We start from the raw sequence: 14,473 nt of genomic DNA, 5'->3' as shown, positions 1-14,473 counted from the left end.
CATTTAAAAAATAACCATGGTAACGTTTACAACATTGGACGTTAATTTAATCGGTATATAAATACGGTACATATTTATCAATACGTTAGGAATTAATTTGAAAGCAACACTGTTTACTATTATCGCGTTAGTTGCCTTTGCTGCAAATTCGTTATTATGTCGGTTAGCGTTGGCGCAGGGCTACATTGATGCGTGGAATTTTACCGTTATTAGGTTACTGAGCGGGGCAGTGTGTTTGACCATTATTATGCTGCTCTATACTAGGCAGTTAAATAAAAATGCACAATTAAGTAGTTCTGTTATTAAAGATACCGGCAGTTGGCGAAGCAGTGTGAGCTTGCTGATATACGCGCTGTGTTTTTCTATAGCTTATATGGAGCTTGATACCGGTATGGGCGCGCTTATTTTATTCTCGGCGGTGCAATTTACAATGATTGGCTGGGGCATATATAAACAAGAGCGTTTAAGTGCTGTGCAATGGCTTGCATTTATAGTGGCGTTTGCGGCATTTGTTTACTTAATGCTGCCCTCACAGACAGCACCACCGCTGATGGCTGCATTATTAATGAGTATAAGTGGCATTGCGTGGGGAATTTACAGTATTCGTGGCAAGGCGTGTGTGTCGCCGCTAAGAGCCACTACCTTTAATTTTATTCGTAGTTTATTAGTGCTACCTATTTTAATTGTGGTGGGAATGAGCCAGCTTAAAAATATACGTATCGAAGGGGCGTTACTTGCAATAGCCTCAGGTGCCATCGCATCTGGCGTAGGGTACAGTATTTGGTATGTGGCTATGCCACTATTAAAGAGCACGCATGCAGCCATAGTGCAGTTATGCGTACCCGTTTTGGCGGCTATTGCAGGGGCAGTGTTTCTATCAGAGACATTAACTGTACAATTTATGCTCCCCAGCAGTATCATTTTACTAGCGGTATTGGTTTTTACGTTAAATAAAAAGACTAAAACTGCTTAGCTGGTGGACTTACATTGATCACAAAGCGTTCATACAATGCAGGTAAGTGGGTTAAAATAGCGTCTTTACCTAATAAATCACTGTGTTTAATGCAGTCGTGCAACACTTCTGGCGTAAGGTGACGAATAAGCTGCGCTGATTGCGCTATGTGGCTAATATGCCAAAGTTCTGGGGCAACACCACCCAAGTCATACTGGTAAGGTCGATAAAACCCAAATTCTGCTAGATGAGTGTCTAGCCATTGGCTTAGTTTAGCAAAAGGCCCACCGTGCTGATATTCATTAGGGCTCAATTGCAAAACATAATCGTCACTCACTGCGCCTTTATCGTAAATATCTAAATCAGTCCCTAAATGATGGCGACTCGCCCCAGGTAGCGCAGAATAAAGCATAATGGCAATGCATTTATCAATATCACTGAGCGAATTAATATCAACGTGTTGCTGCGCTTTGTTTAATACCGGCCGCTTAGCGGAAAATTTAGCGTTCCAAATAGCCGATTGACGATTAAAATCCCGAAAACTTGATGCAATACATAAATCAAAGCCTGCTGATGCAGCTGCAGTTTGCAGTGCAATAAAGTCATTTACAATATCGGCATGCAAAGAGTGATTTTGTATGGCAACTAAATGTGCATCACTTTGGCCAGTGATGCATTGTATGAGTTCTTTATTTGCAGTCATTAAGTTAACAGGTGCTTTAATATTTGTTCGTAAATATCGGCGAGCGCGATTAGGTCGTCGGTGCTAACACACTCGTCCACTTTATGAATAGTGGCATTACGTGGCCCTAATTCAATAACTTTAGCACCCGTTTGTGCGATAAAACGACCATCTGAGGTGCCACCTGTTGTTTCTAAGTTAGTGGTTAACCCCGTTACCGATTTAATCGCGGCTACGGTGGCATCAACCAATGGGCCGTGATCGGTTAAAAACGGCAAGCCATTCACAATCCAATTGAGTTCATAATTTAAATTGTGTTTTTGTAAAATGGAATTTACTTTTTGTTGCAGTTGTTGATGAGTAACTTCGGTACTAAATCTAAAATTAAATTGTACCTCTAGCTCCCCAGGGATCACATTGCCTGCGCCCGTACCGCCATTAATATTAGAAATTTGAAAGCTGGTGGCTGGAAAAAAATCATTACCCATATCCCACACAGTTTGGCTTAACTCGGTTAAAGCTGGCGTGGCTAAGTGAATCGGGTTTTGTGCTAAATGTGGATAGGCCACATGACCTTGCACGCCTTTTATAGTTAAAAACCCCGTGAGTGAACCACGACGACCATTTTTAACCACATCACCGAGTACATCGCGAGAAGAGGGTTCACCAACAAGGCACATATCAATTTTTTCACCGCGCTCTTCTAAAGTATCTATTACGCGGGTAGTGCCGTTGATAAAAGGGCCTTCTTCATCTGAGGTAATTAAAAACGAGATAGAGCCTTTATGATCAGGGTGCTTAGTCACAAAGCGTTCGGTTGCCACAATCATCGCTGCTAATGAGCCTTTCATGTCGGCAGCGCCACGGCCATGTAATAAGCCGTCTTCAATTAAGCCTGCAAAAGGCGGGTGCTGCCAGTTTTTTTCAGGCCCAGTGGGCACCACATCAGTATGACCGGCAAAACAAAAATGAGGTGATTGCATGCCTTTTCGTGCCCATGTGTTTAGGGTATCGGTAAAAAATAGCGATTCGATGTCAAAGCCAATTGCACTTAGACGCTCATTCACCATGTGTTGGCAGCCTGCATCTTCAGGGGTAACCGACTCTCGCTGAATTAAAGCTTGGGCTAGGGTAATTACTGGATGGGTCATTATTTAAAGATCTCATCGTATTGGGCTGCTTTAAAACCTAAGTGATATTGCCCATTATTAATAAGAACAGGGCGTTTAATCATTGCAGGTTGTTCAACCAATATATCGATAGCAGTTTGCTTAGTTAAGCTTTGCTTTTGCTCATCCGACAGCGCTCTGTATGTTGTGCCACGTTTATTAACAAGTTGTTCCCAGTCAATATGCTCTGCAAAATCGCTAACCATTTTATGATTAACGCCATCTTTACGATAGTCATGGAAAGTGAACGCGATGTCATTATCGCTTAGGTATTTTTTTGCTTTTTTAATTGTATCGCAGTTGCTAATGCCATAGAGAGTGATCATAAATCTACTTCTTTTTAATAATAGTTAATAAGGTATCTACACCGGCATTAACTTGCGGGTGAGAATAATGAAAAGTGCCTAAATTATGGCCATTGAGAATTATGAGGCTGGCTAAAATAGGCGACTCGAGCTCACGTAAATCAAAATAGGCAAGGCGTTGGCCTTTGGTTATTTTGCTGCCGTTAAGCTGAGCAATATGAGTATGCGTAAGTGTTTGTGAATCGGGCACCGCTAGGTTTATTAATACTTTTAAGCCGTTGTTGGCTTTTAAAATAAATTCACAACCGGCACTTTTTACTTGCAGTAAGGTGCCATTAAAGGGTGATAACACTTTATGACTCGATAAGCTAACAACAATACCCGGGCCGAGTGTACCAAAACGAAAAAAGGGTTGTGGATGCTCTTCCATTGGCATCACTTTACCACTGAACGGGCTCGTGATTTGTATCGCGTTTCGGCCAATTTTATTTTTAGTTAAATAGCTAACGTCTTCAGATTTCATAATTTATTGAGTTACCACGTTGTAGCCATCGGCTTTAAGGGCTGTAATTGCTTTGGTGACCGTTTGTTTTTTTACTAAAATATAGTCGGTATCGTAGGTCGATATCGAAAAAATGGACACGCCGGCTCTGGCTAATACGCCTGAGAGATTTGCCATAATGCCAGTTAACGAAAATCCTAAAGGGCCTATTACTTCCAGTGCTTGCCAATTAGATTCAGTGTCTTGGCTATCAATAATAAAGTCGACAGGGCAAACAACTGACAGTTCATCATGCGTTTTTGAGATAAAAAATAACGGTTGCTTTAACAGCGCAGGCGGTATGTCAGCATCAAGGGCTAAACTATGAATAGATAACACGGTGCTGTGTAATTGTAATGTTTGTTTTGACATTAAACGTATCGCCAGCAGCAAAATAATAGCTTTATAGTATAGAGTATTGAAGCTAAATTAAAGGCTCAAATTTAGGCAGTGCTATATTTTTATTAGCTAAAAAATAATTGTCCACAATTTCTGTGGATAAGCTTGGGGGTTGTGAGGTATAAATAGCCTAACCAGTTAATTATTAAATAAAAAATGGCTAGGCTATAAAAAGGGCAAGTTAATTATAGGCCTTAATTAAGCGCTTCTACTTGCGCCGCCTGAATGGCTGTTAAAGCAATGGTATACACAATATCGTCAACTAATGCGCCACGGCTTAAGTCGTTAACAGGTTTGCGCATCCCTTGTAACATAGGACCAATACTGATCAAATCGGCACTTCGTTGCACTGCTTTGTAGGTGGTATTACCCGTATTTAAATCAGGGAAAATAAACACGGTTGCTTTACCGGCAACCGGGCTATCTGGCGCTTTTTTAATAGCTACACTTTCCATAATGGCTGCATCGTATTGCAATGGCCCATCGATAATGAGATCAGGACGCTTTTGTTGGGCAATTTTTGTTGCTTCGCGGACTTTTTCTACATCAGCGCCACTGCCCGAATTACCCGTGCTGTAACTTATCATTGCTACACGAGGTTCTATGCCAAATGCGGCAGCAGAATCGGCAGATTGAATTGCAATGTCGGCTAGTTGTTCAGCATTAGGATCGGGATTAATAGCGCAATCACCATAAACAAGCACTTGATCAGGCAATAGCATAAAAAACACTGATGAGACTAATGATGAACCCGGTGCGGTTTTAATCAACTGTAACGGTGGGCGAATGGTATTGGCAGTGGTGTTTACTGCACCCGATACCAGGCCATCGACTTTCCCTTGTTCTAGCATCATGGTGCCCAGTACCACGTTATCTTGCAATTGTTCCTTTGCAATAACGTCAGTTAAGCCTTTGTTTTTACGAATTTCCACCATAGGTGCTACGTAGTCATTTATAATACTGTTTGGCTCTATTACAGTTACATGCTCGTTAAGCTCAATGCCTTGTTGCTCAGCTATACGTAATATTTCATCACGATCACCTAATAAAATTGTTTTAGCAATGCCGCGCTGGCCACAAATAGCGGCTGCTTTAATGGTACGAGGTTCGTTACCTTCAGGCAGTACAATTGTTTTTTCGGCTTCACGAGCTTTTTCAGTTAATAAATACCTAAAGGCAGGAGGGGATAGTTTTCGGGTTTTTCCCACACTTTTAGCTAAGGTATCTAACCAATCAGAATCGATATGTGCAGCGTTATGATCTTTTACTTTTTCTATGCGTTGTTCATCGTCGCTAGGCACTTCTAGGTTAAAGTTATGCAGCAATAAAGAAGTGCGCCAAGTATCGCCCTCGGTTGCCAAAATTGGCAGACCAGTTTGCATAGCTTGTTCGCATAGCGCCATAATGCGCGGCTCAGGTTCAAAACCACCGGTAAGTAAAATTGCACCTAGTTTTGTGCCATTCATGGCCGATAAGCAAGCTGCAACGAGTATATCTGAGCGATCGCCTGGGGTTACCAATAACGCACCTGGCGTAAAATAATTTAAAATATTGGATACCGTGCGGGCACAAAAAGTAATGCGTCTGAGTCGGCGGTGCACCATATCGCCTTCGTTAATAATAGTGGCTTTTAAATAGGCACTTAAATCTTTAACACGTGGGGCAACCAGTTCAAAATCCCACGGAATAACGCCGAGTAACATAAACGGGTTTTTTCTAAAAATAGGTAAAGAAGCTAAGCGGTTTAATTCGTTATCAAGTGCTTCTGGCTTATAGGTATCGACTAAATCGGCGCGAGCTCGACCTTCCTCATCAAGGGGGGCGTTTACTTTATTAAAAATACAGCCAAGCACGCGAGGGTGGTCAATGCCACCATAGTTACCAGCGGCTATTTCTAGTCGGTCTTCAATTTGAGTAATGTTGTAATTGCCAGGGGTAAGTATAAAAACGATATCCGCCCCTAAAGTTTGTGCGATTTCGCGGTTTATGCGTCCCGCATAAGGTTGGCGACGAGTAGGCACCATGCCTTCTATTATGGCCACTTCGTCATCGTTGATCTTACTTTGAAAACGCTCAACAATTTCCTCTAATAAGTCATCACCTTTACCATCACCGATCATTTGCTCTGCGTAATCGAGCGCAAACGGTGTTGGCGGCTTAATTGGTGAGCCTTGAGTGACAATTTGGGTCGATTTTTCAGGGCCAGTTTCACCTGCACGCGGCTGGGCGATAGGTTTGAAAAAGTTAACCTTAACTGTCTTTTGTTCCAGCGCTCTTACTAAACCAACTGATACTGAGGTTAAACCTACCCCTGTAGAGATAGGAACCAACATAATACGACGAGCCATATTATAACTCCTTGGTGATGTTTGCGGCGTCGAGTGCAATAACCCATTCTTCGTTAGTGGGCATAACAACCGCTTTGCTTGTTGAATTTGCAGCGCTAATTAATCCAGCTTGGCCAAACCGTGCATCAAGGTTTGCTTGAGGGTCTAAATTGATACCTAAAAAGGCTAACTGTGTAAGTACTTTTCCGCGAATAATATCGGAATTCTCGCCAATCCCACCAGTAAAAATAAGCGCATCTAATTTTTGCAGCGGTACCATGTAGGCGGCTATTTGTTTTGCTAAGCGGTAGCAAAACATATTAAGTGCCAGCATGGCTTGCGAGTTGCCAGCAATGGCAGCCTCTTCAATAGTACGGCAATCGTTTGATAGCTCGCTTATTCCTAATAAGCCACTTTTTTGATTTAGCAGGTCATCAATTTGCTGTGCGGTGTAATCAAGTTGGGTCGTTAAAAAGTTAAATAGCCCTGGGTCAATGTCACCACAACGAGTACCCATAACAAGTCCTTCAAGCGGGGTTAAGCCCATGCTGGTATCGACACTTTTGCCATTTTTAATCGCACACACTGAACAGCCGTTTCCTAAGTGGGCGCTAATAAAGTTACTGTTTTCAATAGGAAGTGCCAACAACTTCGCAGTTTGTCCTGCCACATAAAAATGGCTGGTGCCATGAAAACCATAGCGCCTAACACCAAAGTCTTTATAAAGCTGATAAGGAAGGGCATAAAGATAAGCGACTTCATCCATCGTTTGATGAAATGCCGTGTCGAACACGGCTACTTGCGGTAAATTTTTAAATGATGCTTGCGCTGATGAAATACCCAGTAAGTTAGCGTGGCCATGCAAAGGCGCTAGCGTGGCTGCTTGCTTGATACCTGCAATAACGTGCTCGTCAATTAATACTGATTGGGTAAAATGCTCACCGCCATGTACAACACGATGACCAACAGCAACTAGTTGCTCATCGAGGTTGTGATCTTTTATCAAATCAACCAGCGTATCAATCGCATGGGCATGTGCCTGGTTAGCAGCAAGTTTAATGGTGGTCTTTTCTCCCTTAAATTTATATTTTATTGAGGGAGCATCTGCACCTAGGCGCTCAGCTAAACCTGATATGATGTCGTTTCCTGTGTTTACATCAATAATCGCAAACTTTAGACTTGAGCTTCCACAATTGAGTACCAAAACGTGGTTTGGATTATTTGGGAGTGTTGGCATAGATTCATTTTCCATTTAAGTATTAATCAGTACACTTGGTTGATATATAAGCATTGTAGGCTTAAATGGGTATAGACTAAAGTGTAGTTGACTTTATTAAAAGGGCTTTGTGGAATTCTTTCTATAATTTATGCTTTTTGTGAGTTTTACTAATGAAATTAAGCATTTTTACCGATAAAGTGAGAGTTGTGTTACACTTTTATAAGCAAGATGCTTTTACAAGTGTTAAATGCCGTGATTGTGAGGATTTATAATGCAAAAAAGTGTGATGTCACAAGTTCAATTAGGGCGCGCTTATGCTAAAACATGGCCTATGCGTAAAGAGGTCGCGCCATTATTTGCCGAGTTTAAAGTGATCAGAGCAACCGAGCTTGCGATTACAGTAATGCCTATTTTAGCCATGCTAACTTTGTTTTTTCAGCTTAATTATTTAGGCCCTGATTTTTTACCTCAAGCTATTGCCAGTAGTCTATTTTTTATCTCCTTGCCGTTACAAGGGCTTTTATGGCTAGGTAAACGTGCGCAAACAGAATTAGAACCCGCTATGCTGCAATGGTACAACGAGTTGTTTGCAAAAATGGTCGCCAACGGTTACGACGCACAAATGGGGAAAAACAAGCCCCGCTATTTGGAGCTTGCTGAATTGTTAAAAGACATGTTTGATAAAATGGATAAAACCTTTACTAAAGAGCAGTTTTAACAAACTGGCTAATATAAAATGACAAGGAAACCTTATGATGCTGTTTTTGTTCAAGTGCCTGCCAATGCTCGGGTCTAAACTTCCATGCAAAGGGTGTCATCATTATTAAATTTCTTACGTCGCTAAATGTGAGTGACACTTGCTCTGTAATGAGCTGTTGCGATGATTGTTTAAAGCCTGTTGGCGTAGCAACTTCAGTATGTTCATTTACCGTATTATAGATATATTTTTTCAACTCTTTGAGGTGCATAGGCCCAGGGCTTGCCACCACTAAACAGCCATCCTCTTTAACAAGGCGAGAAAGTTCATCGTCAAACAAAGGGGCAAACACGCTAATTAACACATCAGCAAGGTGATCATTAAAGGGCGCGTGGCTTATTGATGCCACGCTAAATTGACATTGTTTGTATCGTTTTGCTGCGTATTTTACCGCCGACTTAGATATATCAACACCATACACAGTAGCTTGCGTGTTATTTGCTATAGCATGGGTGTAAAACCCCTCGCCACACCCTAAATCAATCACTATATTTGCATTGAGCGGTTTGACTAAATTAGCTAAGGCCGTCTGTAAAAATGCATAATGGCCTTGCTCTAAAAAAGAACGCCTTGCTTGTACCATTTCTAAAGAGTCACCGGGCTGTTTAGAGTTTTTATTTTGCACGGGGAGTAAGTTTACATAGCCTTCTTTGGCAAAATCAAAGCTGTGGTTATTATCACAGCGTAATGTTTTTTCGTTAAGTGCCAATGGAAGTTTGCAAATAGGGCAATGGTAATGAAGACTCATGAGCCTAAATAGTCCTTATCAAAAAAAGTTTTTACCCAGTGCGGACGATAGGTGATCATAACAGTTATTGCCATACCGTTTAGCATTGCTTCAGGAAACGCTAAAATAGGACTGAGATAAATGTAGTTTTCTGTTAGCTGATGCCAATTATATTCGCCAATTGCGTAATAAAAAACACCCCCGAGTATAATGTTAACGCAAGCAACGACAGCAGCCGTTAAAAAGCTACAAACAAATATATAGATAAAAAAGTGCCGCGCTAAGTAGTGGTAACAAAGCATAAATACAAAGTAGCTTAATAATACTGGAATAAACGCACTTATTAGTAATTTTACCGCAATCAGCTCGAATGCTACTTGTCCAAAAGCAGTTAGCAGGGCTGTTGCTAATACACAACTTAAAATAGCCAGACGCCAGCCTAAAATCAGCGTCACAGCAGTAATGCCCAATATATGAAGATCAAGACCAGGTAAAATACCGGCTTTTATACGCCATAGTAAAGCGAGCACCAGCGCGCAGGCAAAAACGCCGGTTTGCCTAGCTGGCGTATTAAATAAATTGGCGTATGTTGATTTATTAACACTTAAAAAGCCAATAGCAATAACACCAATCCACAGTAATGCCTGTAATTGTACGCTTAGCATAATCGTTAATTAAACTCAGACCAAATAGGCGCATGATCTGAAGGCTTGTCGATAGCACGTAATTCGTAATCTATACCGGTGTCGATACAGCGAGCTGCTAAGTCATGCGTTGCCAAAACCACATCAATCCTTAGTCCACGATTATCAACAAAACCCTTAGAGCGGTAGTCAAACCACGAGTATTGATCGTTAGTTTCTGGGTTTTGCTCTCTAAAGGTGTCTTTAAAGCCCCAGTTTAATAACGTTGCTAGCCATTCACGCTCAACGGGTTGAAATGAACATTTTCCGGTTTTTAACCAGCGTTTTGCGTTTACCTCACCAATACCAATATCTAAATCGGTTGGAGAGATATTAATATCGCCCATTACAATTACATCTTGATCAGGCGTGTAATGACTATTTAGGTGAGTCATTAAGTCTTGATAAAATTGACGTTTATAAGGGAATTTAGTTTCGTGGTTGATATTATCGCCTTGCGGGAAGTAGCCATTCATGACATGCAGGTCACGACCATTTTCTTGCTCTACGGTAACGCTGATCATTCGCTTTTGCGACTCATCTGTGTCGGTGGTAAAGCCTTTTAATACCGACTTAGGCTCTTTTTTGCATAACATTGCCACGCCGTAATGCGCTTTTTGCCCATGAAAATAAACGTGGTAACCCATCTTTTGTACATCGTCTAGCGGAAACGCTTCATCGTGCACTTTGATCTCTTGAAGACCAATAATATCTGGCTGGTGTTTATCAATAATAGCTTGTAACTGGTGTAGTCGAGCACGCAGACCATTGATATTAAAAGAAATCACTTTCATAAAGTTAACCTTCAAATTTATTTTTTCTATTCGTCAAATTGTATCAGCATTTAGAGCGACATAACATGACTGAAATGAGAAAATAACTGCACAATTGTTGATCAATTACTGTTTAATGTTTAAACATTGTAAATGCATTATTAAATAATAAAATAAATAAAATATTCAATTGATATGTTAAAAGTTGTCTATATAATGCGCAAAAATCGTTTGTTTAACTCGTTCAAATAGGACTACCTGATGAAAACTCAATTACTTTTAGCTGCCTCTCTTTTTGTTTCTGTTACCGCTTCTGCACAAAGCAATGCGTATTACAGCAAAGACAATAAATTAGAGTCAAACTTGTGCGTAGTAAGCGCCAATGAAGGTTTTTCAGCTGCACGTAAAATGGCAGCAAAGCATGGTATATACTTATCTCGTTATTCAAAAAGTATCCTATGTAACGGTCAAGACATTCGCGATATTGCAAAACAACAAACTGCAGCACAGCCTGCAGCATCAAAAGTTGAAGTATTTGCAAAAGATTCACATCAAGAAACACAGTTATGTATAACTGCATTAAAGCAAGGCTTACAACCAGTGCGTAAGCAAATTGGTAACTTAAACACATTAAAGTGTAATGGCCAAAACGTAACTGATTTTGTGAAGCGTTACCAAAACGCTGCAATCTAAATTACTGTATTTAATATATAAAAAGCTCGGTTTTTACCGAGCTTTTTTTTGTAAAAATTACCTATGTAGTTTGGAAAAATTGCATTATTGAATATCGCAATAGAAGTTGTTTTTGTTTAACCGTCTGATTTTAATGGTTTATTTTTTTTGGCACCGTATTTGTATCACTAAAATTGAAATTTATTAATACAAGGATACGTCTGATGAAAAAATTAACGATAGCTTCTACTGTTTTAGCCGCATTGAGTTTAGCAGCTTGTTCTTCAAATCAAGGTTTAGAAAAAATCGACAGTGATTTTGCAAGCTTAGATAACGACAGCGATGGCTTTATTTCTAAAACAGAAGCCGACGATGATAGTATTTGGCAGCACTTTTCAAACATAGATACAAATATGGATAATCAAATAAGCCGTAATGAATATGATGCTTATATGCAGCTAAATGCTGGAAAAGTTGCTACAGACAGTGAAGTGAGTGAGTCTGCATTTAAAGCTGATATTGCTAAGTTTGATAAAATAGAAAATGATTTTAAAAGCTTAGATAATGATAGCAATGGTTTTATTTCAGTTACTGAAGCTGATGACGATGATATATCAAATCATTTTGGTTACATGGATCGTAATAAAGATAAACAAATAAGCAAAAAAGAGTTCAACAGCTATATTCAAAAGCATGGTGATTCTGTTGCAGAAGATGATGCACTTGAGCAATTTAAAAACAGTTAAATTACGTTACTGAATGTACTTGATATCAAGCCAGTGTTTTTCACTGGCTTTTTTATGCCTATGAAACGTTATTTTGTTAATATATTTTCCTAGTTTGTGATTGTTCTGTCATAATAGATGGCTGTGTGTTTTTATTAACTTAAGAGTGATTATGGTAGGTCGGCGAATTAGTGATGAACAATTAATTGAAATCATTGAAGCGGCGATTTTTGTGGCAGATAAGCCCGTATCAAAACGTCATCTTAAGGACACGGTTTTAAACGATTTAGCAATTTCTATGGCGCGCATTAATGATGCTGTAGAGGCCATTCAAGTTCACTATCAGACGCGTGGAATACGTTTGGTTGAGGTAGGCAGTGGCTATCGTTTTCAAGCGTGTAGCAGTTTAAGCCCATGGTTGAATAATTTATGGCAAGAACGCGCCCCTAAGTACTCGAGAGCTTTACTCGAAACCTTGTCGCTAATTGCATATAAACAACCTATTACCCGTGGTGAAATTGAGCAAGTACGGGGCGTAGCAACAGGCTCAAATATTATTAAAACTCTGCTTGAAAGAGAGTGGGTAAAAGTAGTTGGGCATAAAGAAGTACCTGGTAAACCGGCACTTTATGCAACGACTAAACAATTTTTAGATTATTTTTCGATAACGGGACTTCATGATTTACCTGCATTGCCAGAGCAACAGCAAAGTAAAATTACCCAGTTATTAAGTGATCCTTCTGTGAGAGAACCATCCAAATGAGTATACAAGGTGAAAAGTTACAAAAAGTCCTAGCCCGTGCAGGCGTAGGCTCACGCCGCGAAATGGAAAAATACATTGACGCTAATCGTGTGAGTGTAAATGGTAAAGTAGCTAAGTTAGGCGACAGGGTTGAAGAAACCGATTTAATTCGTGTTGACGGCCACACTGTTAAAATTGAAGAAAAAGCTGACAGAATTTGTCGCGTAATTATGTACAACAAGCCAGAGGGTGAGTTAAGTACGCGTAAAGACCCTGAAGGCCGTAGAACCGTTTTTGACCGCTTACCTCGTATAGATGGCGAACGTTGGATAGCAGTAGGGCGATTAGATGTGAATACGTCAGGATTGATGCTTTTTACCAATGACGGTGAATTAGCAAATCGCTTAATGCACCCGAGCTACGAAGTTGAACGCGAATATTCAGCTCGTGTATTTGGTGAAGTGACTGACGAAACAATGAAAAACTTACTGCGTGGCGTAGAACTTGAAGATGGCCCCGCAAAGTTCACTGGTATCAAGCCTATGGGCGGTGAAGGTATTAATCGTTGGTATAATGTAACGCTTAACGAAGGTCGTAACCGTGAAGTGCGTCGTTTATGGCAATCACAAGATGTGGAAGTATCACGTCTTATTCGTATTCGTTACGGTAAATTAGAGCTTGATAAGCGCGTACCGCAAGGTGGCTGGATTGAGTATGATTTAGATACAGTTAACTATTTACGTAAAACAGTAAAGCTTGGCAAAGAAACACAAACTAAGCTGTCTGTTATTCCTGAAAAGCGTAAAGACAAGCGCGCTAAAATAAACCAAATTCGCAAGGCGGTTAAAAAGCACAATCAACGTGTAAAACCGACTAAACGTAAGTAATTAAAGCATAAAACAACAAAGCCGCTTTTTATAGCGGCTTTTTACGTTTAAAACTAAATATTATTTTTTAGCTTGTGCGTCTAACGATTGGCCATTGATATCTTTTGAGTCATCGCTCATTAAATACAGGTAAGTTGGCATTAAATCTTCAGGTGTTGCGAGTAGATCACGATCTTCACCTGGAAATGCACTTGCACGCATTGATGTACGTGTTGCGCCTGGATTGATGCAGTTAACACGGATTGGCGTTTTTTCAACTTCACACGCCCATGTTTGCATCATACCCTCTACCGCAAACTTAGAAATAGCGTAAGGTCCCCAAAATTCTCTTCCTTTACGACCTACACCCGATGAGGTAAATACCACTGAAGCACTTTTTGACTTACGCATTACAGGGAACAACGCTTTGGTGATCATCGCTTGTGCGGTTACGTTTACTTTCATTACATTTTCGAATGTTGATGAACAAAAGTGCTCCAACGGCCCTAAAGTACCTAAAATACCAGCGTTATTTAATAGCCCATCTAGGCGGCCAAATTGGCTCTCGATAGTTGCAGCAAGATCGCGGTAGTTTTGTTTAGTTGCACCTTTTAAGTCCATAGGCACAATCGCTGGCTGTGGGTAGCCTGCATTGACGATTTCGTCATACACACATTCTAGTTTATTAGTTGTTTTTCCTAATAAAATAACGGTTGCACCATGTTTAGCATAAGTAATTGCTGCAACACGGCCGATACCATCACCTGCGCCTGTTATCAAAATTACTTTGTCTTTAAGTGCGTTTTCAGTTGCTTGATAGGTATGCATAAAAGTACCAATGTTTAAATTTTTTTTGATTTTAACATAGCAAATCGACAAGTAATCGAATTTATTACAAATTTAGGTGGCGAAACTAGAAAGTTTACGTTAAGTT

At 40.2% G+C, this 14,473-nt stretch carries 17 protein-coding genes; 6 read left to right on the top strand and 11 right to left on the bottom strand.

Going from position 1 to position 14,473, the window contains the following annotated elements; genetic code table 11:
* Window positions 1-97 precede the first annotated feature (97 nt).
* Window positions 98-973, top strand: a complete 876-nt coding sequence (locus CWC14_RS08455; RefSeq protein WP_076920967.1) for a DMT family transporter — start codon at window positions 98-100, stop codon at window positions 971-973.
* On the opposite strand, the gene CWC14_RS08450 is transcribed toward CWC14_RS08455, so the two are convergent.
* The 7 genes from CWC14_RS08450 to CWC14_RS08420 all read right to left on the bottom strand — a co-directional run bounded on the left by CWC14_RS08450 (window position 960) and on the right by CWC14_RS08420 (window position 7,612).
* Window positions 960-1,655: a M15 family metallopeptidase gene (locus CWC14_RS08450; RefSeq protein ID WP_138562340.1), complete on the bottom strand. Its 696-nt coding sequence runs from the start codon at window positions 1,653-1,655 to the stop codon at window positions 960-962. The genes CWC14_RS08455 and CWC14_RS08450 overlap by 14 nt on opposite strands.
* Window positions 1,655-2,785 carry a succinyl-diaminopimelate desuccinylase gene (gene dapE / locus CWC14_RS08445; RefSeq protein ID WP_138562338.1) on the bottom strand — a complete coding sequence of 377 codons (1,131 nt, stop codon included), beginning with the start codon at window positions 2,783-2,785 and terminating at the stop codon, window positions 1,655-1,657. Before dapE ends, CWC14_RS08450 begins: the two co-directional genes overlap by 1 nt.
* On the bottom strand, window positions 2,785-3,129 hold the full coding sequence (locus tag CWC14_RS08440; RefSeq protein ID WP_076920970.1) for an ArsC family reductase: 345 nt from the start codon (window positions 3,127-3,129) through the stop codon (window positions 2,785-2,787). Before CWC14_RS08440 ends, dapE begins: the two co-directional genes overlap by 1 nt.
* Before the next feature lie 4 nt (window positions 3,130-3,133).
* On the bottom strand, window positions 3,134-3,631 hold the full coding sequence (locus tag CWC14_RS08435; protein WP_138562336.1) for a PTS glucose transporter subunit IIA: 498 nt from the start codon (window positions 3,629-3,631) through the stop codon (window positions 3,134-3,136).
* Window positions 3,632-3,634: 3 nt separating this feature from the next.
* Complete coding sequence (locus CWC14_RS08430) at window positions 3,635-4,021, bottom strand: ACT domain-containing protein (RefSeq protein ID WP_029609972.1); 387 nt, start codon at window positions 4,019-4,021, stop codon at window positions 3,635-3,637.
* Window positions 4,022-4,242: 221 nt separating this feature from the next.
* On the bottom strand, window positions 4,243-6,396 hold the full coding sequence (gene pta / locus CWC14_RS08425; RefSeq protein ID WP_138562334.1) for a phosphate acetyltransferase: 2,154 nt from the start codon (window positions 6,394-6,396) through the stop codon (window positions 4,243-4,245).
* A gap of 1 nt (window position 6,397) precedes the next feature.
* On the bottom strand, window positions 6,398-7,612 hold the full coding sequence (locus CWC14_RS08420) for an acetate kinase (RefSeq protein ID WP_138562332.1): 1,215 nt from the start codon (window positions 7,610-7,612) through the stop codon (window positions 6,398-6,400).
* A 253-nt stretch (window positions 7,613-7,865) separates the two neighbouring features.
* Between CWC14_RS08420 and yfbV the strand changes: the two genes are divergently transcribed.
* Window positions 7,866-8,312: a terminus macrodomain insulation protein YfbV gene (gene yfbV, locus CWC14_RS08415; RefSeq protein ID WP_138562330.1), complete on the top strand. Its 447-nt coding sequence runs from the start codon at window positions 7,866-7,868 to the stop codon at window positions 8,310-8,312.
* Here yfbV and rlmA read toward each other — a convergent pair.
* The 3 genes from rlmA to xthA are packed head-to-tail and all read right to left on the bottom strand — an operon-like array spanning window position 8,296 to window position 10,555.
* Window positions 8,296-9,099: a 23S rRNA (guanine(745)-N(1))-methyltransferase gene (gene rlmA / locus CWC14_RS08410; protein WP_138562328.1), complete on the bottom strand. Its 804-nt coding sequence runs from the start codon at window positions 9,097-9,099 to the stop codon at window positions 8,296-8,298. The genes yfbV and rlmA overlap by 17 nt on opposite strands.
* The gene (locus CWC14_RS08405) at window positions 9,096-9,743 is read right to left on the bottom strand and encodes an energy-coupling factor ABC transporter permease (RefSeq protein WP_138562326.1); all 648 of its coding nucleotides are present in this window, start codon (window positions 9,741-9,743) and stop codon (window positions 9,096-9,098) included. Before CWC14_RS08405 ends, rlmA begins: the two co-directional genes overlap by 4 nt.
* Before the next feature lie 5 nt (window positions 9,744-9,748).
* The gene (gene xthA / locus CWC14_RS08400) at window positions 9,749-10,555 is read right to left on the bottom strand and encodes an exodeoxyribonuclease III (RefSeq protein ID WP_028835842.1); all 807 of its coding nucleotides are present in this window, start codon (window positions 10,553-10,555) and stop codon (window positions 9,749-9,751) included.
* A 240-nt stretch (window positions 10,556-10,795) separates the two neighbouring features.
* On the opposite strand from xthA, the gene CWC14_RS08395 reads away from it, so the two are divergent.
* From CWC14_RS08395 to rluB, 4 genes are all read left to right on the top strand, one after another.
* Window positions 10,796-11,227, top strand: coding sequence for a hypothetical protein (locus tag CWC14_RS08395; RefSeq protein ID WP_010389773.1), 432 nt, complete (start codon window positions 10,796-10,798; stop codon window positions 11,225-11,227).
* A gap of 203 nt (window positions 11,228-11,430) precedes the next feature.
* Entirely contained in the window at window positions 11,431-11,952 is a 522-nt protein-coding gene (locus tag CWC14_RS08390; RefSeq protein WP_055011864.1) for a calcium-binding protein, read from the top strand.
* Between the two features lie 151 nt (window positions 11,953-12,103).
* A complete protein-coding gene (gene scpB, locus CWC14_RS08385; protein WP_138562324.1) occupies window positions 12,104-12,694 on the top strand; it encodes an SMC-Scp complex subunit ScpB in 591 nt (196 codons plus the stop codon).
* Window positions 12,691-13,560, top strand: coding sequence for a 23S rRNA pseudouridine(2605) synthase RluB (gene rluB, locus CWC14_RS08380; protein ID WP_076920984.1), 870 nt, complete (start codon window positions 12,691-12,693; stop codon window positions 13,558-13,560). Before scpB ends, rluB begins: the two co-directional genes overlap by 4 nt.
* 60 nt (window positions 13,561-13,620) lie before the next feature.
* On the opposite strand, the gene CWC14_RS08375 is transcribed toward rluB, so the two are convergent.
* The gene (locus tag CWC14_RS08375) at window positions 13,621-14,367 is read right to left on the bottom strand and encodes a YciK family oxidoreductase (protein WP_010389778.1); all 747 of its coding nucleotides are present in this window, start codon (window positions 14,365-14,367) and stop codon (window positions 13,621-13,623) included.
* Window positions 14,368-14,473: the final 106 nt, after the last annotated feature.

Source organism: Pseudoalteromonas sp. S3260 (assembly GCF_005886925.1).
Lineage (GTDB): Bacteria > Pseudomonadota > Gammaproteobacteria > Enterobacterales > Alteromonadaceae > Pseudoalteromonas > Pseudoalteromonas tetraodonis.
This window is presented reverse-complemented; position numbering and strand designations above follow the sequence as displayed.